At 63.3% G+C, this 26304-nt stretch carries 23 protein-coding genes, 3 tRNA genes and 1 pseudogene; 16 read left to right on the forward strand and 11 right to left on the reverse strand.

The window, feature by feature from the left end:
• Positions 1–25: 25 nt before the first annotated feature.
• The 3 genes from BHD08_RS03455 to BHD08_RS03465 all read right to left on the reverse strand — a co-directional run bounded on the left by BHD08_RS03455 (position 26) and on the right by BHD08_RS03465 (position 2943).
• The gene (locus BHD08_RS03455) at positions 26–1618 is read right to left on the reverse strand and encodes a PAS domain-containing sensor histidine kinase (protein ID WP_015275650.1); all 1593 of its coding nucleotides are present in this window, start codon (positions 1616–1618) and stop codon (positions 26–28) included.
• On the reverse strand, positions 1608–1841 hold the full coding sequence (locus BHD08_RS03460) for a PP0621 family protein (RefSeq protein ID WP_015275651.1): 234 nt from the start codon (positions 1839–1841) through the stop codon (positions 1608–1610). The genes BHD08_RS03455 and BHD08_RS03460 overlap by 11 nt, the downstream gene beginning before the upstream one ends.
• A gap of 112 nt (positions 1842–1953) precedes the next feature.
• A complete protein-coding gene (locus tag BHD08_RS03465) occupies positions 1954–2943 on the reverse strand; it encodes an outer membrane protein assembly factor BamD (RefSeq protein ID WP_015275652.1) in 990 nt (329 codons plus the stop codon).
• A 205-nt stretch (positions 2944–3148) separates the two neighbouring features.
• Here BHD08_RS03465 and rluD point away from each other — a divergent pair, with 205 nt between their 5' ends.
• The 6 genes from rluD (at position 3149) to BHD08_RS03495 (ending at position 8027) form a co-directional block, all read left to right on the forward strand.
• Complete coding sequence (gene rluD, locus BHD08_RS03470; protein WP_125020806.1) at positions 3149–4123, forward strand: 23S rRNA pseudouridine(1911/1915/1917) synthase RluD; 975 nt, start codon at positions 3149–3151, stop codon at positions 4121–4123.
• Positions 4120–4857, forward strand: coding sequence for a peptidoglycan editing factor PgeF (gene pgeF / locus BHD08_RS03475; protein ID WP_015275654.1), 738 nt, complete (start codon positions 4120–4122; stop codon positions 4855–4857). The genes rluD and pgeF overlap by 4 nt, the downstream gene beginning before the upstream one ends.
• 166 nt (positions 4858–5023) lie before the next feature.
• Entirely contained in the window at positions 5024–7588 is a 2565-nt protein-coding gene (gene clpB, locus BHD08_RS03480; RefSeq protein WP_125020808.1) for an ATP-dependent chaperone ClpB, read from the forward strand.
• 196 nt (positions 7589–7784) lie between these two features.
• A tRNA-Asn gene (locus BHD08_RS03485) sits at positions 7785–7860 on the forward strand.
• A 9-nt stretch (positions 7861–7869) separates the two neighbouring features.
• Positions 7870–7946 (forward strand) — tRNA-Pro (locus BHD08_RS03490).
• 5 nt (positions 7947–7951) lie between these two features.
• Positions 7952–8027: transfer RNA gene (locus tag BHD08_RS03495), tRNA-Lys, on the forward strand.
• Between the two features lie 113 nt (positions 8028–8140).
• Here the strand turns inward: BHD08_RS03495 and BHD08_RS03500 are convergent.
• The 3 genes from BHD08_RS03500 to BHD08_RS03510 form a co-directional block, all read right to left on the reverse strand.
• Positions 8141–9436, reverse strand: a complete 1296-nt coding sequence (locus BHD08_RS03500) for an NAD(P)/FAD-dependent oxidoreductase (protein ID WP_015275656.1) — start codon at positions 9434–9436, stop codon at positions 8141–8143.
• Between the two features lie 53 nt (positions 9437–9489).
• Positions 9490–9663: a DUF3094 family protein gene (locus BHD08_RS03505; RefSeq protein ID WP_015275657.1), complete on the reverse strand. Its 174-nt coding sequence runs from the start codon at positions 9661–9663 to the stop codon at positions 9490–9492.
• A 121-nt stretch (positions 9664–9784) separates the two neighbouring features.
• On the reverse strand, positions 9785–12043 hold the full coding sequence (locus BHD08_RS03510) for a DUF1631 domain-containing protein (protein ID WP_015275658.1): 2259 nt from the start codon (positions 12041–12043) through the stop codon (positions 9785–9787).
• A gap of 429 nt (positions 12044–12472) precedes the next feature.
• Here BHD08_RS03510 and nadC point away from each other — a divergent pair, with 429 nt between their 5' ends.
• Positions 12473–13321: a carboxylating nicotinate-nucleotide diphosphorylase gene (gene nadC, locus BHD08_RS03515; protein ID WP_015275659.1), complete on the forward strand. Its 849-nt coding sequence runs from the start codon at positions 12473–12475 to the stop codon at positions 13319–13321.
• 48 nt (positions 13322–13369) lie between these two features.
• On the opposite strand, the gene BHD08_RS03520 is transcribed toward nadC, so the two are convergent.
• Positions 13370–13801 (reverse strand): YhcB family protein, encoded by a 432-nt coding sequence (locus tag BHD08_RS03520; protein WP_015275660.1) that lies wholly within the window; start codon positions 13799–13801, stop codon positions 13370–13372.
• Positions 13802–13939: 138 nt separating this feature from the next.
• On the opposite strand from BHD08_RS03520, the gene BHD08_RS03525 reads away from it, so the two are divergent.
• The 3 genes from BHD08_RS03525 (at position 13940) to zapE (ending at position 17233) form a co-directional block, all read left to right on the forward strand.
• A complete protein-coding gene (locus tag BHD08_RS03525; protein ID WP_125020810.1) occupies positions 13940–14566 on the forward strand; it encodes an alpha/beta hydrolase in 627 nt (208 codons plus the stop codon).
• A gap of 44 nt (positions 14567–14610) precedes the next feature.
• Positions 14611–15969 carry a tryptophan--tRNA ligase gene (locus BHD08_RS03530; protein WP_125020811.1) on the forward strand — a complete coding sequence of 453 codons (1359 nt, stop codon included), beginning with the start codon at positions 14611–14613 and terminating at the stop codon, positions 15967–15969.
• A 169-nt stretch (positions 15970–16138) separates the two neighbouring features.
• Positions 16139–17233 (forward strand): cell division protein ZapE, encoded by a 1095-nt coding sequence (gene zapE / locus BHD08_RS03535; RefSeq protein WP_106157575.1) that lies wholly within the window; start codon positions 16139–16141, stop codon positions 17231–17233.
• 152 nt (positions 17234–17385) lie between these two features.
• On the opposite strand, the gene BHD08_RS03540 is transcribed toward zapE, so the two are convergent.
• Entirely contained in the window at positions 17386–18375 is a 990-nt protein-coding gene (locus BHD08_RS03540) for a GlxA family transcriptional regulator (protein WP_125020813.1), read from the reverse strand.
• A 156-nt stretch (positions 18376–18531) separates the two neighbouring features.
• Here BHD08_RS03540 and nfi point away from each other — a divergent pair, with 156 nt between their 5' ends.
• The 5 genes and pseudogenes from nfi to BHD08_RS23390 all read left to right on the forward strand — a co-directional run bounded on the left by nfi (position 18532) and on the right by BHD08_RS23390 (position 23062).
• Positions 18532–19260 carry a deoxyribonuclease V gene (nfi, locus tag BHD08_RS03545; RefSeq protein ID WP_125020815.1) on the forward strand — a complete coding sequence of 243 codons (729 nt, stop codon included), beginning with the start codon at positions 18532–18534 and terminating at the stop codon, positions 19258–19260.
• A 104-nt stretch (positions 19261–19364) separates the two neighbouring features.
• The gene (gene ampD, locus BHD08_RS03550) at positions 19365–19916 is read left to right on the forward strand and encodes a 1,6-anhydro-N-acetylmuramyl-L-alanine amidase AmpD (RefSeq protein ID WP_015275666.1); all 552 of its coding nucleotides are present in this window, start codon (positions 19365–19367) and stop codon (positions 19914–19916) included.
• A gap of 16 nt (positions 19917–19932) precedes the next feature.
• On the forward strand, positions 19933–20769 hold the full coding sequence (gene ampE, locus BHD08_RS03555) for a regulatory signaling modulator protein AmpE (RefSeq protein WP_125020817.1): 837 nt from the start codon (positions 19933–19935) through the stop codon (positions 20767–20769).
• Positions 20770–22000: 1231 nt separating this feature from the next.
• Positions 22001–22204: pseudogene (locus tag BHD08_RS23385) on the forward strand (HAMP domain-containing protein); the annotation flags it as partial.
• Positions 22205–22357: 153 nt separating this feature from the next.
• A complete protein-coding gene (locus BHD08_RS23390; RefSeq protein ID WP_375708238.1) occupies positions 22358–23062 on the forward strand; it encodes a methyl-accepting chemotaxis protein in 705 nt (234 codons plus the stop codon).
• Between the two features lie 12 nt (positions 23063–23074).
• Here the strand turns inward: BHD08_RS23390 and BHD08_RS03565 are convergent, their stop codons facing one another.
• Genes BHD08_RS03565 through ada form a run of 3 tightly spaced genes read right to left on the reverse strand, consistent with a single transcriptional unit; the run spans position 23075 to position 25246 of the window.
• Positions 23075–23860 (reverse strand): TatD family hydrolase, encoded by a 786-nt coding sequence (locus BHD08_RS03565; RefSeq protein WP_125020820.1) that lies wholly within the window; start codon positions 23858–23860, stop codon positions 23075–23077.
• A gap of 50 nt (positions 23861–23910) precedes the next feature.
• Positions 23911–24153, reverse strand: coding sequence for a hypothetical protein (locus BHD08_RS03570; protein WP_125020822.1), 243 nt, complete (start codon positions 24151–24153; stop codon positions 23911–23913).
• A gap of 52 nt (positions 24154–24205) precedes the next feature.
• Positions 24206–25246 carry a bifunctional DNA-binding transcriptional regulator/O6-methylguanine-DNA methyltransferase Ada gene (gene ada, locus BHD08_RS03575; protein ID WP_125020824.1) on the reverse strand — a complete coding sequence of 347 codons (1041 nt, stop codon included), beginning with the start codon at positions 25244–25246 and terminating at the stop codon, positions 24206–24208.
• Between the two features lie 157 nt (positions 25247–25403).
• Between ada and BHD08_RS03580 the strand changes: the two genes are divergently transcribed.
• Positions 25404–26294: a PA4780 family RIO1-like protein kinase gene (locus BHD08_RS03580; RefSeq protein ID WP_015275672.1), complete on the forward strand. Its 891-nt coding sequence runs from the start codon at positions 25404–25406 to the stop codon at positions 26292–26294.
• Positions 26295–26304 lie beyond the last annotated feature (10 nt).

A 26304-nucleotide genomic window follows, 5' to 3' on the forward strand; every position in this document is an offset into this window, starting at 1 on the left:
GTTGCCAGCAACCGGTCCGCGCGGTTCAGCTCAGCTTGCGCGGGTGGGCAAAGACGATGCGGAAGCAGCTGCCCCCCTCGGGCCGTTCGCGATAATCCAGGCGCGCCTGGTTGCTCTCGCACAGCTCGCGCGAGAGGTAGAGTCCCAATCCGGTGCCCTTGCTTTCGGTAGTGAAAAAGGGCTCGAAAACGTTATGCAGCTGCTCGGTGGCGATGCCCGGCCCGTCATCGAGCACTTCGACGACGGGTAGATCGCTGGCTTCTTCGCGGTACAGGCGCAGCCAGACCTGCGCGCGCCCATGTTGCTGGCCACTGTAGCGCAGGCCGTTCTGTACCAGGTTGGTGAGGACCTGGGTCAGCTGGTTGGGGTCCATGCGCGTCTGCAGCGAACTGCCGATGGTTTCCAGATGCACCGTCTGCTGCGCATTGAGTCCCTGGCGATACTCGCTCACGAAACGGTGCAGCCAGTACTTGAGGTCGAGCAGCTGCGGCTCAGCCTGGCGCCGCCGGGAGAGTTGCAGGACGTTTTCGATCACCAGATTCATGCGCCGCGAGTGATCCTGGATGATCTGCGCCAGGCGCCGGTCGGGCCCGTCCAGCTCTTCGGATTCGTGGAGCAGCTGTGCGGCATGGCTGATGGCACCCAGTGGGTTGCGGATTTCATGGGCAATGCTGGCAGTGAGGCGGCCGAGCGAGGCGAGCTTGAGCTGTTGTGCCTTCTGCGCAATCTGCGAGGTGTCTTCGAGAAACACCAGCGTGTCCAGCTTGTTGCCGTGCTGAAGGGCGGCAAAACTCGGCTGGAGCGTCGGGCCGCCAGCGATGGCCTTGAAATTCCGTGGGCGCAGGGTCGGGTTGTCACGCCACTGTTGCAGTGCCTTGAGCAGGTCGGGGCAGCGCGGCGCCAGGCGTTCGCCAGCCAGCGAGTCCTGGCCGAGCAGCTGTAACGCGCCCTGGTTGGCGAGCAGGACGCGCTCCTGGGGGTCCAGGACCATGATGCCGGTGCGCATGCGCTGGAGAATCAGTGCGTTGAGGGCCTCGAGATTGGCGACCTCTTCGGCACGTTGGCGTGCCAGCGTCTCGCTGACCTGCAGGCGCCTCGTCAGCCCTTGCACAAGCAACGCCGCGGCAAAGCACAGCGTGCCGAGCGCGCCGGCCTGCACGTACTGGCTGCTCGCTTCCGGGCGGCTCACGCTGAGGTAGAAGGTCAGATAGATCAGTCCGGTCGCCGCCACCGCGGCGATGAAGAAGCCGACCCTGCCACGCAGCAGGATGTTGGCGATGGCGACGGCGACGATCAGCAGGTTGCCGATGCCACTCGGCGTGCCGCCTCCGAAATAGAACAGTCCCGACAGCAGGATCACGTCCATCAACGCCAGGCCAAGCACGGACAGATCGCGCTCGGGGCTTTGCACCAACACGGCGACCAGCATGTTGAGGATCAGGTAGAGCCATGCGCCATACTGGAACAGCTGCGGATTGCTCATCTGCAGCAGGTCGTTGTGCAGGTCGGCGCTGATCAGCAGGACCAGCGCGAGGCCGATGGTCAGGCGATAGAGGTGATACAGGCGAAGGATTCGCCGTCCCTGGTCGCCGAAGAAGGTGAGGTTTTCAGCGCCCACCAGTGTTGCTGTCCTGCTCCAGGTGAGCGCGGCTGCAATACCAGCGGTCCTGCGACTGTAGCGCCTGGTCCTGAGGTACGTGTACGCCGCACTGGGCGCAGCGGACCATCGGCAGGGTGGTCTGGTGCGGCTTTGCCGCTGCCTTCTTTTGCACAAGGCGGCGCCAGAGCCAGAACGCCGCGGCGATCAGCGCGATCCAGAACAGCAGTCGAAACAGCCCCATATCGATTCCTTCCTGTTAAGCGTGGCGATCGGCCCAGCCAGGGCCGACCCTGGCCCTTGGTAGCGCAGGCGCCGCGCGGTGTACATGTCGCTCCGGCGCCAGGTTAGCGTTCTCAGTCGAACAGGCCGAAGGTCAGGCGGCTCCACCAGGAGCGTTTCTGCTCCTGCTGCTCTACGTCCTTGAGCACCGGGCGTAGCTCTTCAGGCAGGTCGCGAGAGGCATTTTCGTACTGGCGCAGTACGTCGCGGTTGGCGCGCGACGCGTCCGGACGCGGCGTTTCGCCTTCGATGAGGCCAAGAGTGGCCTTGCTCAGCCAGCTGCGGTTGTCGTCTTCTGTCTCGACAGGGGTGAACTTGCCACCTTCCAGCGTGGCATGGTCGGGATAGTTGAGCTGCAGGGTCTTCAGGCTGGTATCGGCCAGGTCATCGAGGCCAAGGCGCTGATAGGCTTCGGTCATCACGGCCAGGCCGTCGGCCACGGCGGGCGTGCTCTGGAAGTTCTCAACCACATAGCGGCCGCGGTTGGCCGCGGCGACATAGGCCTGGCGCTTGAGGTAGTAGTGGGCGACATGAATCTCGTTGGCCGCCAGCAGGTTGCGCAGGTAGATCATGCGCGCCTTGGCGTCCGGTGAGTAACGGCTGTTGGGATAGCGGCTGGTGAGCTGGGCAAACTCGTTGAACGAGTCGCGCGCCGCACCCGGGTCGCGCTTGGTCATGTCCAGCGGCAGGAAGCGGGCGAGCAGACCGCGATCCTGATCGAACGAGGCCAGGCCCTTCAGGTAGTAGGCGTAGTCGACGTTGGGGTGCTGCGGATGCAGGCGAATGAAACGCTCTGCCGCCGAGCGTGCGGCTTCTGGCTCGACGTTACGGTAATAGGCGTAGATCAGCTCGAGTTGCGCCTGCTCGGCGAAGCGACCGAAGGGATAGCGTGACTCCAGTGCCTTGAGTTTGCTGATGGCGCTGGTGTAGCTCTTGTTGTCCAGGTCGGCCTGTGCTTGCTGGTACAGCTCGACTTCACCCAGATTCTCGTCGACGGTTTCATTGGATGAACAGGCGGCGGTGAGGGCGAGAATGGCGATCAGCAGCAGGTGTTTCACTTGCATGGCGGCTTGCGTCCCTGTGACGGCTGGCTGTCTCGCGCGGAGCCGTCCTGTTATGATGAGCGCCCCGGTGCGCCGGGACAAAGACGCCGTATTTAAACACAAGCGTGTAGCCGAAACCAAAGGCCGCTCCGCCATCTGCGGTCCCCGGGTCCGTCCGTTACCAGCGGATGTCACCTGCCTCTCTCAGACGAACCTATCTCGCCGTATGTCCACGACTTCCAAACAGGCCATCCAACTCCATGCCGAGGTGCCGTTTGACCTTGGCGGGCAACGTCTCGATCAGGTCGCGGCGCAGCTCTTTTCCGAACACTCGCGCTCGCGTCTTGCCGCCTGGATCAAGGATGGTCTGCTGACCGTAGATGGCGCCGTGCTGCGTCCCCGTGACACCGTGCATGCGGGGGCCGTGCTCGAATTGAATGCCGAGCAGCAGGCACAAGGCGAGTGGGTGGCGCAGGATATTCCGCTCGAGATCGTCTATGAGGATGATCAGATTCTGGTGATCGACAAGCCCGCCGGGCTTGTTGTGCACCCTGCGGCCGGGCATGCCGACGGTACGCTGCTCAACGCGCTGCTGCACCATGTTCCTGGGCTGATCAACGTACCGCGTGCCGGCATCGTCCACCGCCTGGACAAGGACACCACCGGCTTGATGGTGGTCGCCAAGACCCTGCAGGCGCAGACGCGCCTGGTCGAGCAGTTGCAGGCGCGCAGCGTCAGTCGCATCTACGAGGCGATCGTCATCGGCGTGATCATCACCGGTGGCACCATCGATGCTCCGATCGGCCGTCACGGCCAGCAGCGCCAGCGTATGGCGGTGGTCGAAGGCGGCAAGCCGGCGGTCAGTCATTACCGCGTGCTGGAACGCTTCCGCTCGCATACCCATGTTCGGGTCAAGCTGGAGACCGGGCGTACTCACCAGATCCGCGTGCACATGACCCATCTTGGCTATCCGCTGGTGGGTGATCCGCTGTATGCCGGGCGTTTCCGCATTCCGCCAGCGGCGAATCCGACCCTGGTGCAGACGCTTCGCGAGTTCCCGCGGCAGGCGCTGCATGCGCGCTTCCTCGAGCTCGATCATCCCGTGACCGGGCAGAGGATGAAGTGGGAGTCGCCGCTGCCGGACGACTTCGTCTGGTTGCTCACTCTGCTACAACAGGACCGCGAGGCCTTCGTCGGGTGAGCGGCTGGGGCGAGGACTGGCTCGTGCCTGAGTGGCCTGCTCCGGCCAATGTCCGCGCCTGTGTGACCACGCGTCGAGGCGGCGTCAGCGTTGCGCCGTTCGACAGCTTCAACCTCGGCGATCACGTCGGCGACGATCCGGTGGCAGTATCCTGGAACCGGCAGCATCTGCGCGACACGCTCGGCTGTGAACCCATCTGGTTGGCACAGGTGCATTCGAACATGGCTGTTCACGCGGCTCCCGGGACCTGCGTGACTGCCGACGCCAGCTGGAGCGAGACGCCGGGCCAGGCCTGCGCGGTGCTGACTGCCGACTGCCTGCCGGTGTTGTTCTGTGATCGTGCTGGAACCCGTGTTGCGGCTGCACACGCGGGCTGGCGGGGGCTGGCAGGCGGCATTCTCGAAGCAACGCTCGAGGCATTGGCGATTCCTGCCGACCAGGTGCTCGTCTGGCTGGGGCCGGCGATCGGACCAGCGGCATTCGAGATCGGTCCCGAGGTGCGTGAGGCATTCCTGGCACGGCATCCAGCCGCTGCCGCGGCCTTTTTGCCAAGCGTCAACGCCGGGCGTTTCATGGCGGACCTCTACCAGCTTGCACGTCTCCGTCTGGCGGCTTTCGGCGTTCATGCAGTCTACGGTGGCGGGCTGTGCAGCTTCAGCGATGCGCGTTTCTACTCCTACCGTCGTGCCGCGCGCACCGGGCGCTTCGCCAGCCTGATCTGGCTGGCGCCATAATTCGTCCCGTCACGGGCGACCGGCAGTGACTCTGCGGTCCGGGCATGACATGCATCAATGTCATCCGCCTTGAATCCTCAACAATCATCCTCATCTATGCTGCATCTCGCGGGTTTATGTGGCGCGATTCACGGTGCCGGCCCGCTCTACTTGAGGATGAATATCCATGCGTATCGATCGATTGACCAGCAAGCTGCAGCTTGCGCTCTCCGATGCCCAATCCATTGCTGTCGGCCTGGATCACCCCGCCATCGAACCACTGCACCTGATGCAGGCATTGCTGGAGCAGCAGGGCGGGTCGATCAAGCCGTTGCTGATGCAGGTTGGCTTTGACATTGCAGCTTTGCGTCAGGCTTTGACCAAGGAGCTCGACCAGCTGCCCAAGCTGCAGAACCCCACTGGCGACATGAACCTGTCGCAGGATCTTGCCCGCCTGCTCAATCAGGCCGATCGTCTCGCGCAGCAGAAGGGCGACCAGTACATTTCCAGCGAGCTGGTGCTGCTTGCCGCGCTGGACAGCAATACCCGTCTGGGCAAGTTGCTGCTGGCTCAGGGTGTCAGCAAGAAGGCGCTGGAAAATGCGATCAACAACCTGCGCGGTGGCGATGCGGTCAATGATCCCAATGCCGAGGAGTCGCGGCAGGCGCTGGACAAGTACACCGTCGACATGACCAAGCGCGCCGAAGACGGCAAGCTCGATCCGGTGATTGGTCGCGACGACGAAATCCGCCGCACCATCCAGGTCCTGCAGCGGCGCACCAAGAACAACCCGGTGCTGATCGGCGAGCCCGGCGTGGGCAAGACCGCCATCGTCGAGGGGCTGGCGCAGCGCATCGTCAACGGTGAAGTGCCGGACGGGCTGAAGGACAAGCGCCTGCTGGCGCTGGATATGGGTTCGCTGATCGCCGGTGCCAAGTTCCGTGGCGAGTTCGAGGAACGCCTCAAGGCCGTGCTCAACGACCTGTCCAAGCAGGAAGGCCGCGTAATCCTGTTCATCGACGAGCTGCATACCATGGTCGGCGCCGGCAAGGCCGAGGGCGCCATGGATGCGGGCAACATGCTCAAGCCCGCTCTGGCGCGTGGCGAGCTGCACTGCGTCGGGGCTACGACGCTCGACGAATACCGCCAGTACATCGAAAAAGACGCCGCGCTGGAGCGGCGCTTTCAGAAGGTACTGGTCGACGAACCGAGCGAGGAGGACACCATCGCCATCCTCCGTGGCCTCAAGGAGCGCTACGAGGTACACCACGGGGTGACCATCACCGATGGCGCGATCATCGCAGCGGCGAAGCTCAGCCATCGCTACATCACTGATCGTCAGCTGCCGGACAAGGCCATCGACCTGATCGACGAGGCCGCCAGCCGCATTCGCATGGAGATCGACTCCAAGCCTGAAGAGCTCGATCGCCTGGATCGCCGCCTGATCCAGCTGAAGATCGAGCGCGAGGCGCTGAAGAAGGAAGACGACGAGGCCACCAAGAAGCGCCTGGCCAAGCTGGAAGACGACATTGCCAAGCTGGAGCGCGAATACGCCGATCTGGAAGAGATCTGGAAGTCGGAGAAGGCCGAGGTGCAGGGCTCGGCACAGATCCAGCAGAAGATCGAGCAGGCCAAGGCCGAGCTCGAGGCGGCGAGGCGCAAGGGTGATCTGGCGCGCATGGCCGAGTTGCAGTACGGCATTATTCCTGACCTCGAGCGCAGCCTGGAGATGGTCGACCAGCACGGCAAGAAGGAGAACCAGCTGCTGCGAAACAAGGTGACCGACGAGGAGATCGCCGAGGTGGTCTCGAAGTGGACCGGCATTCCGGTGTCGAAGATGCTCGAAGGTGAGCGCGACAAACTGCTGCGCATGGAAGACATGCTGCACACCCGCGTTATCGGCCAGCATGAGGCGGTCGTCGCTGTGTCCAATGCTGTGCGCCGCTCGCGTGCCGGGTTGGCTGATCCGAACCGGCCGAGTGGCTCGTTCCTCTTCCTCGGCCCGACCGGGGTCGGCAAGACCGAGCTGTGCAAGGCACTGGCCGAGTTCCTCTTCGATACCGAGGAGGCGATGATCCGCATCGACATGTCCGAGTTCATGGAGAAGCATTCGGTTGCCCGCCTGATCGGTGCGCCGCCGGGTTACGTCGGCTACGAGGAGGGTGGCTACCTGACCGAAGCGGTACGCCGTAAGCCGTACTCGGTGGTGCTGATGGACGAAGTGGAGAAGGCCCATCCGGACGTCTTCAACGTGCTGCTGCAGGTGCTCGAGGATGGCCGTCTGACCGATAGCCACGGCCGGACGGTGGATTTCAAGAACACCGTGATCGTGATGACCTCGAACCTCGGGTCGACACAGATCCAGGAGCTGGTCGGTGACCCCGGTGCGCAACGGGCTGCGGTGATGGACGCGGTGGCTCATCATTTCCGGCCGGAGTTCATCAACCGCATCGACGAGGTGGTGGTGTTCGATCCGCTCGGCCGCGAGCAGATCGCCGGCATCGCCGATATTCAGCTTGGGCGCCTGCGCAAGCGTCTGGCCGAGCGCGAGCTGAGTCTGGAGCTCAGTCAAGAGGCAATGGACAAGCTGATCGCCGTCGGCTACGACCCGGTCTATGGGGCGCGGCCGCTCAAGCGCGCAATCCAGCGCTGGATCGAGAACCCGCTGGCGCAGCAGATCCTCTCGGGTCAGTTTGCGCCGGGCAGCAGCGTCAAGGCGCGGGTCGAGGGCGAGCAGATCGTTTTCGACTGAGCAATGTAGCGACCCTGGGGGGTGGAATCATCCCCACAGGTCATGCCTGGCAGCGCAGTGTTTTCGCCGAACCGCGGGGTGAACGCAAAGTGTTGTAAGGAATCGCATTTTTAGGGTTGACAGGCGAGCCGGGAACCGTAAAATGGCGCGCCTCTGAGGCGGTAACGTAACGCCAAAGAGCTGGAATTGAAGTCGTTCCGCGATAGCTCAGTCGGTAGAGCAAATGACTGTTAATCATTGGGTCCCAGGTTCGAGTCCTGGTCGCGGAGCCAAATTCCAATCGGGGTATAGCGCAGTCCGGTAGCGCGCCTGCTTTGGGAGCAGGATGTCGGGAGTTCGAATCCCCCTACCCCGACCATTTTTGGGTCGTTAGCTCAGTTGGTAGAGCAGTTGGCTTTTAACCAATTGGTCGTAGGTTCGAATCCTACACGACCCACCATAAAAGCTTCTGCGGAAGCATGAAGAGCTGGATGTCCTCACGGATATCCAGCTTTTTTTTGCCCGCGATTTATCGCCGCCTGCTGGCGCACCCGAAGGTGCGCCGGTTTGGCATCAGTGAAGCTTCAGGCGCGGCTCGGTGGTGCGGCTCAGCTTGTCGCCGAGCATCATCAACAGCGTACGCGGGACGCCATACAGTGCGATCTGGTGCATGCGGTACAGCGAGATATAAAACATCCGTGCCAGCCAGCCCTCGAGCATGACGTTGCCGGTCAGGTTGCCCATCAGATTGCCCACCGCCGAAAAGCTCGACAGCGAAATCAGCGAGCCGTAATCCTTGTAACGATAGGTTGGCAGCGGCTTGCCTTCGAGTCGGTTGCGGATCGAGCGGGCCAGCATCGAGGCCTGTTGGTGGGCTGCCTGGGCGCGAGGTGGAACATTGCGGTCGCTGTCCGGCTGTGGGCAGGCGGCGCAGTCGCCAAAGGCGAAGATGTTGTCGTCGCGCGTGCTCTGCAGTGTCGGGTGGACAACCAGTTGGTTGATGCGGTTGGTTTCCAGTCCGTCGAGTTCGTGAAGGAAGGCTGGAGCCTTGATTCCAGCGGCCCAGACCTTCAGGCTGGCTGGCACGAATTGCCCCTGTTTGGTCTGCAGGCCTTCGGCAGTCACTTCGCTGACCGCGGCGCCCGTCAGTACCGTGACACCCAGGTTCAGCAGCGTCTGGTGCACCGGTTGGCTGATGCGCTCGGGTAGCGCCGGCAGTACCTTTGGGCCCGCCTCGATGAGGGTGATCTTCACGTCCTCGGGCTTGATGCCGTCCAGGCCATACGCGGCCAGCTCCTTGGCGGCATGCAGCAGTTCGGCGGCCAGTTCGACGCCGGTAGCGCCAGCACCGACGATGGCCATGCTGATGTCGCTCGAGGCGCCCTCGCCGGCGTGCGCCTTCATATAGTGGCTTAGCAGCTGCCGGTGAAAGCGCTCGGCCTGCTCACGGGTGTCGAGGAAGATGCAGTGCTCGGCAGCGCCAAGGGTGCCAAAGTCATTGGTCGTGCTGCCGACCGCGATGATCAGCGTGTCATAGCTCAGTGAGCGCGAGGGCACCAGTTCCACGCCGAATTCGTCGCGGGTCGCTTCCAGGCGAATGCATTTGTTGGCGCGATCCAGGCCGGCCATGCGGCCCATCTGGAATTCGAAATGGTTCCACTTCGCCTGGGCGACATAGTTCAGCTCGTCGGCGGACGAGTTCAGCGAGCCAGCGGCGACTTCGTGCAGCAGCGGCTTCCAGATATGGGTGAGGTTGGCGTCAACCAGGGTGATCCGCGCTCTACCGCGCTTGCCGAGAGTTCTACCCAGACGGGTAGCGAGCTCCAGCCCGCCGGCGCCACCGCCGACGATTACGATCCGATGTGACATGGGATTGACTCATAGCTGCAAGGAAATCTGCGGCGCGACGGGGCGAGCGAGGCTCAAAGCACCAGGCGGCTCAAAAGGCGGCTCAGAAGCCCGAGGCCGAGCACCACGGCCAGCACGACGAGCAGCAGGATCCATGGGCGAAACGGCTGGCGCTCGACCTGGTGCTGCGGAGCGCGGAGGTAATCGTCGACGCGCTGCTGGTCTTCGGGGTTCAGGCGGCTGGGCATAGGCACCTCGAGTGGAATGCAGGCATTCTAGCTGTGCGGGGTCAAAAGCCAAGCGCGAAGTGCGGCGATTTGCCGCGTGATGAGCGATGAGCATGCTGGGACAGCATGCTCATCGCTGTGATCAGGTGTTCTTCAGCTTGCGAAGATTGCCAATCACTGACTCGAGGGCGCGGTCGAACAGCAGGGTGTCGTTGAGCAGCCGAATGGCGCCACGCTGGAACTCGGTCGCCAGGCCCATGCGAGTCTTTTCCAGGACCTTCATGCCGGTGCGGTTGACGAAGATGTATTTGCCGGTGGGCTTGATCACCGCGGCCAGCTTGCAGCGCAGCTTGTGTTCTTCGTCCTCTTGGAATTCCACCCAGCTGCCGACGCGCAGGTTATCGACCTGAATCAACGCTTCGTCGTTATCCGGCAGGCTGATCTCGGGCTCCTGCTCGCGGCTTTCGCCGGGTGCAAGCAGAACGATCTGGTCGACCACTTCGACCATTGCCGGTGCAGCTTCGGCTGCGGTCGGTGCAGTATCCGGTGTCGCTGAAGCGTCGGTTGGTTGCGTGTCGCCTGGGTGCGACTGTGGTTGCTGAAAGCGCTGCAACGTCTGGACATGAAGCGCTTCGAGCTGGGTAAAGAAGTCGCCGGTGGAGAAGGGGTCGAAGGCGGCACTCACCAGGCCTTCACGCAGTGATTTGAGCAGGCTCGGGACCAGCTCAAGCAGGCGTGCTCGCGATACGTCGTCCTCGTGCGGTGTAACACTCCACACCAGGTCATCCATGGTGTCGAGAGCGGCCTGCCATTCCTCGGACTGGGTACCATGTTTCAGGCAGGTCAGCAGCAGGACCTTGCTCCAGGCTTCTTGCAGCAGGCGCACAACGACCTCGGGAAGGGTCCTGCCGAGCAGGCGCTGGTTCAGCGCGCGCTCCACTTCCTGGCGCGCGATTTCGGCCTTTGCGCGGCCCTCTTCGGCATCACGGGTGCGTTGTTCCAGCAGCTCGCTGCGGCGGCGCTCGTCACCGCTGAAGGCAAGGAAGTCAGCCAGCAGTTCGGAAAAGATAGCCGGATCATCGACAAAGTCGTTGAGCAGGCGGGCCACGATCTGCTCGATCTTCTGATACAGACTGTCGCGCTGCGCCTCGTCCTGGTCGCCCCAGCCCATTGCCGCGGATGCGATCTCATTGAGCAACCGCCTGGCTGGGTGGCTGCCTCGGCTGAAGAAGGTCTTGTCCAGTACCGCGACCTTGAGCAGCGGGATCTGCAGGCGGCCGATCAGTGCCTTGAGCGAATCCGGCAGAGTGCGATCGTCGAGGATGAACTCGAACAGCATGGAGACAAGGTTGATCACGTCATCGTCGATTTCGCCTACGACGCGCGACTTCCCCGTTTTTGCGCTGACCCGGCTCAACAGGTTGGCGAGTTGCTCCTGAAGATCGAAATCGTCGACGGTCTGCGGTGCCCTGGCTTGCATGTGTGACAGCAGGCGAAGCAGGTCTGCGCTGGAGATCGGGATGGCATCGCTCGGAACGCTACGGGCTGGGAGAACGCTAGTGCCGCGAAGTTCGGAGAGCAGGTTGTGCAGGGCGCTGAATGCGGCTTCCTGTAGCCCCTCATCAGCGTGTGCGGATAGACCGGGTGGCGTGCTCGCTGAATGACTGCCAGTTGGTGCTCCAGGGCGTTGCTGGCGGCGCGGAGGCGCCGACTGGAGTTCCGGCAGAATGCCTGCCGCAACCAGTGTCTGGTTCGCTTCGGCGTACAGCTGGTCGATATCGGCAAGTACGTATTTTTCGAAGAGCTTGAAGATGATCAGCTTTACCTTGATCTCCACGCCCAGGCTGCTGCTCGCTTCGATGAAGTGGTCGCAGAGTGCATGCGGGCCTAGCGGGTTGCTCTTGTCATCGAGCTTCTTGCTGATCAGGGCATTCATGCGCGTGGTCAGATGGGCCAGCGGCTGCGCGGCACGAGTCATGACCTTGGCGACCATGGTGTCGATGGCAACCGACTCTTCGAGTTCGTCGTTCTGTACCAGCGACAGGCTGTCGAAAGAGACGCTGTCCAGGGCAGGCGGCTTGCCGATCTCGTACTGGTTCAGCTTGGCGAAAGCTTCGAACAGCTGTTGCAGAAAGCCGCGCTCGATGTTGCGGCGTTTCATGCGCAAGTCGCGCATCGCTTCGAAAAATGCGTTTTGTTCGGCGTTGCTGGTTGCTCGGTCAGCGATTTCGAAAAGCGAGTCGTCAGCGTTATCGAATAGCGACTGCAGAGCCTGGCGAAGTTGCTGAGCAGCCTTGTCGCGCACGCTAATCAGCGCCACGGGCAAGCGGCCTGCCGGGGAGGAAGGCTTGTGCTCAGGGGCGGCCTTGTTCAGGTGCACCACTTTCGCGTCGGTTCGCATCGAGACTCTCCTGCTGTCGCCTGCTATTTGGGGCGGACACAACGCCAGATTTCCAGCAGCGTCTTAATAAAGTAACCAAGTCGGCAGGGCAAGGCGGAAGGTACCGGGCGAGACCGCAATCTAGTGCGGTTTTTGTCATGTCGAACCGGATTCTTGGCGCAGCATAGCCGAGCGGTCTGATTTTACAACGGCGCTTCGTCAGTAAGGTGTCGCCATTTCGGTGGCGTCAATTTCTTAGACGGCATTATAAGCATTGATTGCATGTGCCAAGCCCGGTTTTTCATTGGACATGACTTGGCTCACAGATACTCGCAGGTTTTCCGCCGAGAGGTAAAAAGCTCAGTCTGAGGGCGCGGCTTCGGTTGGCATGTTGTTGCTATCGCTGACGTGTCCAACCTTTATAATCCGCGCAATTCTGAGGAGCCCGCCATGCCGAATCTCACCCTTGCCGATCTGACTGCTGAAATCGAGGCTAACGTACGTCGAGCGCTGACCGAAGATGTCGGTAGCGGCGATATCACTGCGCAATTGATTCCGGCCGAGAGGTTGGCCCACGCCTCGGTCATCACTCGGGAGACGGCAGTGGTGAGCGGCACCGCTTGGGTCGATGCGGTATTCCGTCAGGTCGATTCGCGGGTGGCGGTCCATTGGCAGGTCGCCGATGGCGAGCGGGTTGAGGCCGATCGAGTGTTGTTTCATCTCGAGGGACCTGCACGGGCTTTGCTCACCGGAGAACGCAGCGCGCTGAATTTCCTGCAGATGCTATCCGGTGTGGCGACGCGTTGCCGGCATTACGCCGACATGGTTTCGGGTACCGGTGTGCGCTTGCTCGATACGCGCAAGACGATCCCGGGGCTGCGCCTGGCGCAGAAGTACGCGGTTACCTGCGGTGGCTGCCATAACCATCGGATCGGCCTTTACGATGCTTTTCTTATCAAGGAAAACCACATCGCCGCGTGCGGTGGCATCGCCGAAGCGGTTGCGGCTGCTCATCGAATCGCGCCGGGCAAGCCGGTGGAGATCGAAGTGGAAAGCCTGGACGAGCTCGAGCAGGCGCTGCGCGCGGGAGCAGATATCGTCATGCTGGATGAGCTGACTTTGGACGACATGCGCACCGCGGTCGCCATGACCGCGGGGCGGGCCAAGCTGGAGGCGTCGGGTGGCATCAGTGATGAGACGCTGCGCAGCGTGGCGGAAACCGGGGTGGACTACATCTCCATTGGCGCGCTGACCAAGCATGTGCGCGCCGTGGATCTATCGATGCGGTTGCGTCAGTAAGGCGGGGAGTTGCGCTGCCTGGCGCAGGAGCTGCGCCAGGCAGAGGGGTCAGTGGCGGCTCTTCAGGCCGAAGTTCTCATGCAGCGTGCCAGGAGTGTCGTCGCCTTTCGGGGCGTAATCCTTGGGTGGCTCGGTGAACGTCGGCGACGACAGGCGCTCGCGGGTGCCGTGATTTTCCTCGCTGTGCAAGGCTGCCATCAGGCGCTGGCGGGTCTGCTCGTCGAGCGCTAGGCGACTGGCGCCGTCGGATAGATGATCCTGAATGTCCTGGTAGTTATTGGTCAGCTTGCGCAGCAGGCTGGCGGTGGTATTGAAGTGGGTGACCACCTCACTCTGATAGGTATCGAAGCGTTCCTGCAGGTCATCGACCTGCCGCTGTGTACGGTTCGGTGCGCTGCTGCGCGCCACCAGATAACCGATGGCGATGCCGGCGATCAGGCCGACGATCGGGAGCAACCAGGTCGCGAGGGTCTGTTCCACGAGTCCTTCCTCTATATAAACGGCTGTGCTTACGTTAACGTCTCGTACCTGCTCTGTATACCGCAACGCGAGGCGGCGGTTGTTGGCAGCTAGTTAGCAAGACGAGTCGACTCGTCCCAAGGTCACGGAGTTCCTGCTTTGTTGAAACGCGAAACCCCTCTCTCTCTCGACGGCCCCTGCGGCACCCTGGAAGCGCTGTATTTCGATCAGCCTCAGCCGACCGGCCTGGCGTTGATCTGCCACCCCAACCCGGTCAAGGGCGGCACCATGCTGAACAAGGTGGTATCGACGCTGCAGCGCACCGCGCGCGACGCGGGTTACTGCACGCTGCGCTTCAACTACCGAGGCGTGGGCGGCAGTGCCGGCGCGCACGATATGGTCGAGGGGGAAGTCGATGATGCCGAGGCCGCATTGCGCTGGCTGCGGCAGCAGCAACCCGAGCTGCCGTTGACGCTGCTGGGGTTCTCCTTTGGTGGCTTCGTCGCCGGCAGCCTGGCGGCGCGCCTGGAAGCCGAGGGGCAGAGTGTGCAGCGTCTGCTGATAGTGGCACCGGCCGTGTCGCGGCTGAACAGCCTGTCGCTGGCGGGCGATTGCCAGCTCACCATTATCCAGCCAGAGCAGGATGAGGTGATTGATGCCGAGTCGGTTTATGCCTTTTCCGCCGCGCTGCAGCACCCCCACGAGCTACTGAAAGTGGCAGAATGCGGCCACTTTTTTCACGGCAAACTGGTGGAATTGAAAGAGCTGGTCGCGCCGCGCCTCTAGCCGCTGCTTTCGTTCTTCAGTACGCAACGATCGAGATTTGCTGAATGACTACCCGAATCCTTACCGGCATTACGACCACCGGCACACCGCATCTGGGCAACTACGCCGGTGCGATTCGCCCTGCGGTCCTCGCCAGCCGTGATGCAGCCGCCGATTCCTTTTATTTCCTGGCCGACTACCACGCGCTGATCAAGTGCGACGACCCGCTGCGCATCCAGCGTTCGCGTCTGGAAATCGCTGCGACCTGGCTGGCCTGCGGGCTCGACGTCGAGCGCGTGACCTTCTATCGCCAGTCCGATGTGCCGGAGATTCCGGAGCTGACCTGGCTGCTCACCTGCGTCACCGCGAAGGGGCTGCTCAATCGCGCCCATGCCTACAAGGCCTCGGTGGACAAGAACGTCGAGAGCGGTGAAGACCCGGACGCCGGCGTGACCATGGGTCTGTACAGCTACCCGGTGCTGATGGCGGCGGACATCCTGATGTTTAATGCGCACAAGGTGCCGGTTGGCCGCGACCAGATCCAGCATGTGGAAATGGCCCGCGACATTGCCCAGCGCTTCAATCATCTGTTCGGTAACGGCCGCGAGTTCTTTACCCTGCCCGAAGCGGTGATCGAAGAGGGCGTGGCCACGCTGCCGGGGCTCGACGGGCGCAAGATGTCCAAGAGCTACGACAACACCATTCCGCTGTTCGGCAGCGCCAAGGAGCTCAAGGCGGCGGTCGCGCGCATCGTCACCGACTCGCGCCTGCCAGGCGAGCCGAAGGACCCGGACAACTCCCACCTGTTCACCCTGTACCAGGCCTTCGCCACCGCGCAGCAGCAGGCTGATTTCCGCCAGGAGCTGCTGGGCGGGCTGGCTTGGGGCGATGCCAAGCAGCGCCTGTTCGAACTGCTCGACAGCGAACTGGGCGAGGCGCGCGAGCTGTATCACCAGTTGATCACCAAGCCCGCCGAGCTGGAGGACATCCTGCAGGCAGGTGCGGCCAAGGCGCGCCGGATCGCCACGCCGTTCCTCGGCGAGCTGCGCGAGGCGGTTGGTCTGCGCAACTTCCGCAGCGAAGTGAAAAGCGCGGCGCCAGCCAAGAAGAAGTCCAGCAAGGTGGCGCGTTTCGCCAGCTTCCGCGAGGCCGACGGTGCGTTCCGCTTCCGCTTCTTCGCCGCCGACGGCGAGGAACTGCTGCTGTCCCGGCCGCTGAGCAACCCGAAGGCCATCGGCAGCCTGACGCAGCGGTTGATCGCTGGCGGGCCGGACGCGCTGGAACTTCGCGAGGACGAAGGCGATCAATTCACCCTGTGGCTGGACGACGAATGCATCGCCGACAGTCCGCACTTCGAGAGCGCCGAGGCGCTCGATGCCGCCATGCTGCGGGTGCGCGAGGCGCTGGCCACGCTCGTCGAGTAAGGCTGCGCTGCCACGGCGGAACGCCCCGATTGGCTGCGTTCCGCTGCCTCGTGACGGTCTCCATGAACGGGTGTCCCAGGAGGGCTGACGCTTGAACGACCTGAGTAAATTGCCAACCACCGAGGGCGCGGCTAAAGTGTCGGCCCCGTTTCACTACCCAGACTCCGCCATGACTCCTCTTGAGCGCTATCAGGCCGACCTGAAACGTCCTGACTTCTTCCACGATGCCGCCCAGGAAAACGCGGTGCGCCACCTGCAGCGTCTGTACGACGACCTGGTGGCCGACGATCGCAGCAAGAGCGGCTTGCTCGGCAAGCTGTTCGGCAAGAAACAGCAGGAGCCGATCAAGGGCATCTACTTCTGGGGCGGCGTTGGCCGCGGCAAAACCTATCTGGTCGATACCTTCTTCGATGCGTTGCCCTTCAAGCAGAAGACGCGCACGCACTTTCACCGCTTCATGAAGCGCGTGCACGAGGAAATGAAGACACTCAAGGGCGAGAAGAACCCGCTGACCATCATCGGCAAGCGTTTCGCCGACGAATCGCGGGTGATCTGCTTCGACGAGTTCTTCGTCTCCGATATCACCGACGCGATGATTCTCGCCACGCTGCTCGAAGAGCTGTTCAAGAACGGTGTCAGCCTGGTGGCGACGTCCAACATCGTCCCGGACGGGCTGTACAAGGACGGCCTGCAGCGTGCGCGCTTCCTGCCCGCGATCGAGCTGCTGAAGAAGCATACCGAGATCGTCAACGTCGACAGCGGCATCGACTATCGTCTGCGTGCGCTGGAGCAGGCCGAACTGTTCCACTTCCCGCTCGATGCCGAGGCCGAACAGAGCCTGGAGCGCAGCTTCAAGAGCCTGCTGCCGGAGAACTGCCGGGTCGTCAACAACGACGCGCTGATGATCGAGAATCGTGAGATCCGCGCGGTGAAGACCGGCAACGATGTCGCCTGGTTCGAGTTCCGCGAACTCTGCGACGGTCCGCGCAGCCAGAACGACTATATCGAGCTGGGCAAGATCTTCGGTGCCATCCTGCTGGCTAACGTCGAGCAGATGAACGTGGCCAAGGATGACATGGCACGCCGCTTCATCAACCTGGTGGACGAGTTCTACGACCGCAACGTCAAGCTCATCATCTCCGCCGAGGTCGAACTCAAGGACCTCTATACCGGTGGTCGTCTGGAGTTCGAATTCCAGCGCACCCTGAGCCGCCTGCTGGAGATGCAGTCCCACGAGTACCTGGCTCGGCCGCACAAGCCCTGAGGATGCCCTGGCCGCGAGAGCTTCGCGGCCAGGGACGCTCCCGCGGGTCTGCTTGCACTACGCCCTTGTAGCTCAAGTCTCGACCACGCTGGCGCATGCGAGCAGTCGGCATCCTGCTTCCGCACGGCAGCTTTGGCTTCTCCGTGTTTGTCCTACGACTCCGGCCGGTACTTCTGCCGATAGTGATTGGGTGACAGTTCGGTGTGCTGTCGGAACAGACGCGCAAAGAAGCTGGCGTCGTCGTAGCCCACTTCGTAGCTGATCGTCTTGATGCTCTTGCCGGTGGTGGCGAGCAGGCTCTTTGCCGTCTCGATCCGCAGGCGTTGTAGATAGTGCAACGGCTTGTCGCCGGTGGCGGCCTGGAAGCGCCGCATGAAGTTGCGGATGCTCATGCCGTGCTGGCGCGCCACATCCTCGAAGCGGAATTTTTCGGCGAAGTTCGCTTCCAGCCACTCCTGAATCTGCAGAATTCGCGTATCGAGGTGCAGCTTCTGCCCGCCGAAACCCAAGCGTCCCGGGCTGTAGCTGCGTTGCAGCTCGAACAGCACATCGCGGGCCATGCCCTGCGCCACATGCGCGCCGCAAAAGCGCTCGACCAGGTACATGTACAGGTCGCATGCCGAGGTCGTACCGCCGGCGCAGTAGAGGTTGTCGCTGTCGGTGAGGTGCTTGTCGGCGCTGAAGGCCACGCCAGGAAAGCGAGCTGCGAAATCATTGGCGAAGCGCCAGTGGGTAGTCGCTTCCCGCCCCTCAAGCAGGCTCGCCTGAGCCATCCAGAAGACGCCGGTGGCTTCGCCGCAGATGACGCTGCCGGCAGCGTGCCGCTCGCGAAGCCACGGCGCGACTTCCGGATACTGCGCGCAGAGTGCATCGAAATCGCCCCAGAATGCCGGCAGGATGACCATGTCGGCTTCGTCGAGCAGACCATCCACCGCTATGCCTGTGCCGCTGAAAGTATTCACCGGTTGACCATCGGGGCTGACCAGGCGGGTTTCGAAAGCGGGGGTCAGGTCAAGGCCGATTTGCCTGCCGTAGCGCAGGCTGGCCATGTGGAAGAAATCCTTGGCCTGCATGAGTGTCGAGGCGAACACTCCTTCGGTGGCCAGTATGCTGACGTGTCTGATCGAGGCGTGATTGGGCATGCGATTCTAATTATTGTGTGGAGTAACAGGGTGAAACTGCCGTCTGGCGGCTGGAGCGTCCTATTTTTCTGGTGCGCTGTCCAGTCTGAACTGCTGCCGAAAGGGTGAACCGTTGTCCCGGCACGGCGTCGAACCGCTGATGCACAGGAGCGAACCATGAGCGAAAACAACCCGTATCCCGCGGCCCCTTTCGGCGATTGGGACGGCAGCCCGACAGCCGCTCGAGCGATGCAGCTGGCGTTGGCCTCGCAGGTGCGACTGCAGGACGATTTTCCACCGTTGCGCCTGATTGCCGGGGTGGATGTCGGCTTCGAAGAGGGTGGCAGCATCACCCGGGCGGCGGCGGTGCTGCTGGATGCCGACACGCTCGAGCTGGTCGGTAGCAGCCTGGCGCGTGTCCCGACGAACATGCCGTACATCCCAGGCTTGCTGTCTTTTCGCGAGCTGCCTGCGGTCTTGCAGGCGCTCGCCGAGCTGCCAGCGGTCCCCGATCTGATCTTCTCCGACGGCCATGGCATCGCCCACCCGCGGCGCCTTGGCATCGCTGCGCATCTGGGCGTGGTCACCGGCCTGCCTACCATCGGTGTGGCGAAGAAGTTGCTGACTGGAGAACATGACGAACTCGACCTGACGCGCGGCGCGCAGGTGGCGTTGCGCGACAAGAAGTCCGGAGAAGTGATCGGCTGCGTACTGCGCAGCAAAGACAAGGTGCGGCCGCTGATCATCTCGCCGGGCAATCGCGTCAGCATCGCCACGGCGCCGGAGCTGGTCATGCGCTACCTGACGCGCTATCGCCTGCCCGAACCGACGCGTCTGGCCGACCGGCTCGCATCGCGGCGGGAAGAAAAGGCCGCCGCGCGACGCCTGTCTGGCATGGCAGAGTAGCCGGCAGCAGTTGTAACCAGGATTGCCGAGGGCTGCGGCGGCGCTTGCAGCTGGCGTCTTGCAGGCGCTAGCCTGCGGGCCTGCCGTCAGCATGGACCTTCACGATGCATCTGGATTGCGCCACCGGCTGGTGTCAGGGCGTCCGCCACTGCCCGTCACCGAATTTCAACCAGCGTCCGGCCGGCGAAATATCCCTGCTGGTAATTCACAACATCAGCCTGCCGCCGGGCCAGTTCGGCACTGGCAAGGTCCAGCAGTTCTTTCAGAATGCACTGCAGCGTTGCGAGCATCCCTTCTTCGAGGAGATCGCCGGGCTGCAGGTCTCGGCGCATTTCCTCATCGAACGTGATGGCGCGGTCACCCAGTTCGTCTCCTGTCTGGATCGTGCCTGGCATGCCGGTGTGTCCTGTTTCGACGGACGCGAGGGCTGCAACGATTTCTCCATCGGTATCGAGCTGGAAGGTACGGACCTCGAGCCCTTCAGTGACGCGCAATACCGTGCCTTGATCGAGCTCTGCCGACTGCTGCAAAGCACCTATCCCGCCATCACGCCCGAACGGGTGTGTGGCCACAGCGATATTGCCCCGGGCCGCAAGACCGATCCCGGCCCGGCGTTCGACTGGCAGCGGTTGCGCGCGGCTTTCATTACCTGCTGACGAAAGGAAAAGAGCGATGAGTTTTCTGGTAATCCTGCTCGTGCTGCTGGTGGACAAGTTTTCCGATTGGCGTCTGCGTGTTCAACACGATGGGCCGTGGCTGGCGCGACTGCGCCAGGCGGAGGGCAATCAGCGCTTGCAGCGTGCGCCCTGGCTCGCGCTGCTCCTGCTGGTGCTGCTGCCCGTGCTGCTGTTGGGGCTGTTGCTGGCGGCGCTGGAGCCGTTGGCGTATGGCTGGCTGAGCCTGCCGCTGCATCTGCTGGTCCTGCTCTACAGCCTCGGTCGTGGCCATGCCAAGTCCGAACTTGGCGCCTTCCGCGACGCCTGGCGACGTGGCGACCAGGAGGCTGCGGCACTGGCCGCCGACCGTGATGTCGGCTTGCAGGAACAGGATCCGCCCAGCCTGCTGCAAGCGGTGCAGACGCGGCTGTTGTGGAAGAGCTATGAGGGCTTTTTCGCCGTTATCTTCTGGTACCTGCTGCTGGGCCCGATGGCGGCGCTGGCCTATCGGCTACTGGCGTTGTGCGCTGAGCATGCTTCGCTGGAGGGCTTGCGCGAGCGTGGGGAGCAGTTGCGCCATGCCTTCGACTGGCTGCCGGTGCGCGTACTGCTAGGCAGCTTTGCCCTGGTCGGCAATTTTGTCGCGGTCAATCGAGCGTTGCTCGACGAACTGCTGAGCTGGGACGTACCTGCGCGGCGGCTGCTGGCCGATGCAGGCCCCCTGGCCGCCGATCTCTCACCGTCGATCGATGGCGAGGCGGGCATAGCCCGGCTCGATGGGATCGCCGCCCTGCTGGTACGTACCCGGGTGTTCTGGTACGCAGTGATCGCGGTTCTGACCATCCTCGCCTGACCCGGAGCAGGCTCAAGTGAATGGCCGTCCATCAAACTGCTGGATGGCTGTTCGCGTCCCGACAGGCTGCAGCCAGCGAGCCAGAGCGGCTGCGCCTGTGGCGGCTACCGCCTGTCGGGTGGCCATCATTTGGCTATTACCTTAAGTTACAAAAGCACCTACCGATATCCCGTATAACCCGGGCAGATGCCACTCTCTGACGAGCCCTGCTGCGCGCTGCAATTGCGTGCAAGCCCATACCAATAAAATTGGGAGACGTCGTGTGAATAGTCTGTTGTATCCCGCGATCGCGTTCATGAACCGCCTGAGCTTCGGCGTGAAGTTCAGCCTGGTCAGCGTCCTGTTCTTCGTTCCCATGTTGCTGAGCAACTACTACCTGGTGCGTGATTCGTACCGGGCATTCGTCGGTACCCGCACGGAATTGCAGAGCCTGGAGCTGCTCGGTTCGACCCTGCAGGTGCGGCGTAGCATGGAGGACTGGAAGGATCTCGTGCGAATCGAGTCGATCATCGGCCAGACCGGCAATGTCGAGGCTCTGCAGACCCGTCTGAACCGTGTCGAAGGTGAGCTGGCGGCGCAGCTGCAGGCCCTTGCGCCGGTTGGCGATGCGCCAGAACAGGTCGCCGAGTTCAATGCCCGCCGCGATGAGCTGGTGGCGGGGCTGAACGCCGCCCAGGCCGAGCAGTCGCTGCAATCCAAGGCGGCCATGGCGGAAACGCTGCTGGGGCAGTCGCAGGTGATGATCAAACTGGTCGCCGGACAATCGGGCCTCAGTCAGGACCTCGAACGCGAGGTGCGCCTGCTTGCCGAGCTGCTCACCACGGTAACCCCAGCCATCAGTGCAACGCTCGGCGAAGGCCGCGCGGTGGGCTCCTACACCTTCGGCCAGGGCTACCTGAATTCGGATGCCAGCAACACGCTGGACAACCTCGTGCTGGAGCTGGAAAAGCAGCAGGCACAGTACGCCGCGCAGCTGCAGGACGCCCTGGGTGCAAGCGCCGCCGCGCGGCGCAAGCTCGAATCCTTCGCCACCGCCAGCCGCGAATCCCTGCAGGCGAGCAGCGACATCCTGCAGGACGAGGTGATCATGGCCGATGCGCTGGATCGGCCGTGGGAGCAGTTCTACGAGCGCATCAGTGCCGAGATGGCGAAGACCTACCAGCTCAACGATGCCATTCTCGGTTTCCTCGAGGTGGAGCTGGCCGAGCGGCTGGAACAGAAGCGTCTGCTGATGACCCTGCTGATCTCGGCAGTGGCCGTTGTGCTCGTTCTGGTCGCCTATCTGTACGCCGGCTTCTATGCCTCGACCCGCGCCTCGCTGCGCAGCCTGGGCAAGATCATGGACAAGGTTGCCGCCGGCGATATGACCGCGCGCTATCAGGTGCAGAGCCGCGACGAGCTCGGCGAGCTGGGGCAGGTGTTCAATACCACCGTGGCGCAGGTCCGCGAGCTGATCGAGCGGGTCGGCCAGACGGTCGCCGAGGTCGACCGGCAGGCGCAGCGGGTCGAAAGCGTCTCTGGCGAGAGCAATCAGACCGTGTCCGAGCAGCGCGGCCAGATCGAGCAGGTCGCAACGGCGATGAACGAGATGTCCGCCACGGCCCAGGAGGTTGCCAGCAGTGCCGAGGCGGCTGTGGGCAGTGCGCAGAGCGTTAACGAGGAAACCGTCAGTGGACGGGCGCTGGTGGTGGCGCAGGTCGGTGGCATTCAGCGCCTGGCCAGTGAAATCGAGCAGTCGGTGCAGGTGATCAATCAGCTGGCCGGCGACAGCAAGGCGATCAGCCAGGTGCTCGACGTGATCAAGACCATCGCCGAGCAGACCAACCTGCTGGCGCTCAACGCCGCCATCGAGGCTGCGCGTGCCGGTGAGCAGGGGCGCGGCTTTGCGGTGGTGGCCGACGAGGTGCGCGGGTTGGCGCAGCGGACGCAGAAATCGACGGCGGAGATCGAGCAGATGATCGCGCGGCTGCAGAATGGCGTCGGCGCGGCGGTCAAAACCATGCACGCCAGCCATGCGCTTGCCGAAGATACGGTGGGGCAATCCGGGCAGGTGGAGCAGGCGCTGGAGAACATCCTCGGCGCGGTGGGGCTGATCGTCGATCAGAACCAGCAGATCGCGGCAGCGGCCGAACAGCAGACGGCCGTGGCGCACGATATCGATCGCAACATCGTCGCCATCAACGAGGCCGGCCAGCGTACCGCCGAGGGTGCCGGGCATACCGAGCAGGCGAGTCGCGAGCTGTCGCAGCTGGTCGGGCGTCTGCAGCAGCTGATCAGCGCGTTCCGCGTCTGAGCGCCGCGCCGCTCAGGGCCGTGGCCAGCCGAACAGCTCGCAGCTGTTGCGATAGCTGGCGGCGGCCAGCTCTTCGGCGCTGACGCCTTTCAGATCGGCCAGCATCCGGCAGATCTCCGGCAGCAGTTCCGGGCTGTTGCGCTCGCCGGCATAACCGGCCGGCGGGATGTCCGGGGAGTCGGTTTCCAGCACGATGGCTTCCAGCGGCAGCTGTTTCAGTACCCGGTGCATGCGCTGCGCCTGTGGCCAGGTACCGGCGCCACCAAGACCGAGCTTGAATCCCAGGCGCAGGTACTCCCGAGCCTCTTCCCAGCTGCCACTGAATGCGTGAACGACACCTGCGCGTGCCAATCTGTGCCGTTTGAGCGCGGCGATCATCGGTGCATGCGCACGTCGTACGTGCAGCAGCACTGGCAAGGCGAAGTCCGCGGCCAGCGTCAGCTGCGCATCGAGCAGTTCGTGCTGCCGCTCCACGTTCGGGTCTTCCACGTAGTAGTCCAGACCGATCTCGCCGATGGCGCAGAGCTTGGAATCGCCGTGCAGGCGCTCCAGCCAGTCGCGCAACTGGTGCAGATGCTCGTCGCGATGCTCTTCGATGAACACCGGGTGCAGGCCCAGCGCGGCATAGATATTCGGCTGCTCGCAGGCCAGCTGCCAGACCCGTTGCCAATTGGCTTCATGTACACCGAGCACCACGATGCGCTCGACTCCGGCGTCCCGGCTGCGAGCGATGACCTGCGCCCGGTCGTCATCGAACATCTCGAAGTCGAGGTGGGTGTGGGTGTCGATCAACTGCACGAGCGGGCTCCAGTGGTCGGCGGTGGGCGGGCGGTAATGCTACATGGCCTTCAGTGTCTTTCCTCTTCGATCTGGATGTCGCTGACGCCCAGTTCGGTGAGTCGGCTGGCCTCGCTGGGGCGGATCGGATTTTCCCAGGGAGCATCGACGGCGGCGCGCGGCTCGCGCACGTGATGCAGCAGAATTTCCAGCTCGGCCTGCTCGAGACCTGGCACTTCGAACGAGCTGATCAGCAGCGATGCGGGCTCGCCGTTGATGCAGTAGTGGATGCGGTAGCGTTTCAGATCGGTCATGGCGGGCTTCCTGCGGTGGGCGGTACTGATACATCCGACCGCCGAAAACCGCTCAGGCTCCCGGCTCGTCCTGTGCTTCACGTTCGAGCAGCGCCGCCTTGCGCTGCAGGCCCCAGCGGTAGCCGGTCAACGCCTGCTGGCTGCCGACCACGCGGTGACAGGGCACCAGCAATCCGACCGGGTTGCTGGCACAGGCGCGCGCCACCGCACGGGCGTGGCTGCCGAGGCTTGCGGCCAGTTCGCCGTAACGGCGCGTCTCGCCAGCCGGTATCTGCTGCAGTGCCTGCCAGACCCGTTGCTGGAAGACCGTACCGCGCAGATCGAGCGGTAGCTGGGCGGCACGTTGTGGCTCTTGCAGTTGAGCGATGATTGCCTGCAGCCACTCACCCAGGCCAGCCTGATCGCGCTGCAGTTGCGCGGCGGCAAAGCGTGTGCGCAGTTCGTCTTCCAGCGCTGCTTCGTCGTCGCCGAACAGCAGGGCGCAGATACCTTTGTCGCTGCTGGCGACCAGCAGCAGGCCGAGCGGGCAGGGTGCCAGGGCGTAGCGCAGGATTTCGCCTGCGCCCTTGCGGCGGCGCTGGGCCGGGGTCAGCGCCTGCGCTTCGGCATAGGGCGCGCGGGTGCCCGAATAGCCGGCGGCGAGGGCGGCATCGAGTACCGAATCGGCTTGTGGCAAGCGAGCATTCAAGCGCTCGCGGCGCCGCGCCGCAGCCCAGGCATGGGGTGTCATGCCGGTACGGGCCTTGAAAGCACGCGACAGGTAGGCCGGCGACAAGCCGATACGCATCGCCAGCTGCCGCAGCGGCAGCGGCGCATCGGTTTCATCGAGCAGGCGACAGGCGGCGACCACCAAGGCATCGAGTTGCTCGCTCGGGCTGGGACCGCAGGGCGAGCAGCGGCGGCACGGGCGAAATCCGTCGGCTTTGGCCTTCTCGGTGTCCGTGTAGAACACCACCCGCTCGCGTGCCGGCCGGCGTGCCGGGCAGCTGGGGCGACAGAAAATGCCGGTCGAGCGCACGGCGAACACGAAGCGCCCATCGAAGGCAGCATCGCGTTCGCATAGCGCTTGCCAGCAGCGGTCCTGGTCGAGCATGGCGCGACTCCCTGGTTGATGCTGCGATTGTCGGACCTGTGCAGGCCGTGCGCCAATCCAAAGCATGCTTTCAAAGTAGATGGGGGCAATGGAAGCCGGCTGACGATTGCCGTAACCTGCAGCATCGCCCTCACCGAGAAGGACCTGCAAGCAGCTGATGAAAACGCCTAAACGACTCGAACCGCTGATCGAGGATGGCCTGATCGACGAGGTGCTGCGACCGCTGATGAGCGGAAAGGAAGCAGCGGTATATGTAGTGCGCTGCGGCGACGAGCTGCGCTGCGCCAAGGTCTACAAGGAAGCCAACAAGCGCAGTTTCCGCCAGGCCGTGAAATACCAGGAAGGCCGCAAGGTGCGCAGCAGTCGCGATGCCCGGGCCATGGCCAAGGGCTCCAAGCACGGGCGCAAGGAGAAGGAAGACAACTGGCAGAACGCCGAGGTCGCGGCGCTGTTTCGCCTGGCCGATGCCGGCGTGCGGGTGCCCAAGCCCTACGACTTTCTCGACGGCGTGCTGCTGATGGAAATGATCGCCGGCGAGGATGGCGATGCCGCGCCGCGACTCAATGACGTCGACCTGCACCCGGACGATGCCCGCGAGTTCCATGCATTCATGATCCACGAAGTGGTCAAGATGCTCTGCGCAGGGCTGGTGCATGGGGACCTGTCGGAATTCAACGTGCTGCTCGACGAACACGGCCCGGTGATCATCGATCTGCCGCAGGCGGTGGATGCGGCCGGCAACAACCATGCGTTCGAAATGCTCGAGCGCGATGTCGGCAACATGTCGGCCTATTTCGGACGGTTTGCCCCAGAACTCAAGTTCACCCGTTACGCCAAGGAGATGTGGGCGCTATACGAGCAGGGCAAGCTGACTACCGAGACCGAGCTGACCGGAGAGTTTGCCGAGCCGGAAGATGCCGCGGATATAGATGCGGTAATGCGGGAGATCAAGGCCACGCTGGCCGAGCAGGAGCGCCGGGAGGCCTTGCGCGGGGCGGATGATGCACCGAAGGATGAACCGCCGGAGCCGCCGTGGATGAGAGGTTGATCGGCAGCCT

The sequence above is a fragment of the Pseudomonas sp. SCT genome, from assembly GCF_003864275.1.
GTDB lineage: Bacteria > Pseudomonadota > Gammaproteobacteria > Pseudomonadales > Pseudomonadaceae > Stutzerimonas > Stutzerimonas stutzeri_AE.

What these genes read in the sequence shown, in the direction of transcription:
- clpB (WP_125020808.1), top strand. Translation starts at nt 5,024, where the DNA reads ATGCGTATCGATCGATTGACCAGCAAGCTGCAGCTTGCGCTCTCCGAT.
- BHD08_RS03500 (WP_015275656.1), bottom strand. Translation starts at nt 9,436, where the DNA reads ATGTCACATCGGATCGTAATCGTCGGCGGTGGCGCCGGCGGGCTGGAG.
- nfi (WP_125020815.1), top strand. Translation starts at nt 18,532, where the DNA reads ATGAGCGAAAACAACCCGTATCCCGCGGCCCCTTTCGGCGATTGGGAC.
- BHD08_RS03465 (WP_015275652.1), bottom strand. Translation starts at nt 2,943, where the DNA reads ATGCAAGTGAAACACCTGCTGCTGATCGCCATTCTCGCCCTCACCGCC.
- BHD08_RS03460 (WP_015275651.1), bottom strand. Translation starts at nt 1,841, where the DNA reads ATGGGGCTGTTTCGACTGCTGTTCTGGATCGCGCTGATCGCCGCGGCG.
- BHD08_RS23390 (WP_375708238.1), top strand. Translation starts at nt 22,358, where the DNA reads ATGTCCGCCACGGCCCAGGAGGTTGCCAGCAGTGCCGAGGCGGCTGTG.
- BHD08_RS03530 (WP_125020811.1), top strand. Translation starts at nt 14,611, where the DNA reads ATGACTACCCGAATCCTTACCGGCATTACGACCACCGGCACACCGCAT.
- nadC (WP_015275659.1), top strand. Translation starts at nt 12,473, where the DNA reads ATGCCGAATCTCACCCTTGCCGATCTGACTGCTGAAATCGAGGCTAAC.
- BHD08_RS03505 (WP_015275657.1), bottom strand. Translation starts at nt 9,663, where the DNA reads ATGCCCAGCCGCCTGAACCCCGAAGACCAGCAGCGCGTCGACGATTAC.
- BHD08_RS03580 (WP_015275672.1), top strand. Translation starts at nt 25,404, where the DNA reads ATGAAAACGCCTAAACGACTCGAACCGCTGATCGAGGATGGCCTGATC.
- ada (WP_125020824.1), bottom strand. Translation starts at nt 25,246, where the DNA reads ATGCTCGACCAGGACCGCTGCTGGCAAGCGCTATGCGAACGCGATGCT.
- ampD (WP_015275666.1), top strand. Translation starts at nt 19,365, where the DNA reads ATGCATCTGGATTGCGCCACCGGCTGGTGTCAGGGCGTCCGCCACTGC.
- BHD08_RS03540 (WP_125020813.1), bottom strand. Translation starts at nt 18,375, where the DNA reads ATGCCCAATCACGCCTCGATCAGACACGTCAGCATACTGGCCACCGAA.
- ampE (WP_125020817.1), top strand. Translation starts at nt 19,933, where the DNA reads ATGAGTTTTCTGGTAATCCTGCTCGTGCTGCTGGTGGACAAGTTTTCC.
- zapE (WP_106157575.1), top strand. Translation starts at nt 16,139, where the DNA reads ATGACTCCTCTTGAGCGCTATCAGGCCGACCTGAAACGTCCTGACTTC.
- BHD08_RS03510 (WP_015275658.1), bottom strand. Translation starts at nt 12,043, where the DNA reads ATGCGAACCGACGCGAAAGTGGTGCACCTGAACAAGGCCGCCCCTGAG.
- BHD08_RS03570 (WP_125020822.1), bottom strand. Translation starts at nt 24,153, where the DNA reads ATGACCGATCTGAAACGCTACCGCATCCACTACTGCATCAACGGCGAG.
- rluD (WP_125020806.1), top strand. Translation starts at nt 3,149, where the DNA reads ATGTCCACGACTTCCAAACAGGCCATCCAACTCCATGCCGAGGTGCCG.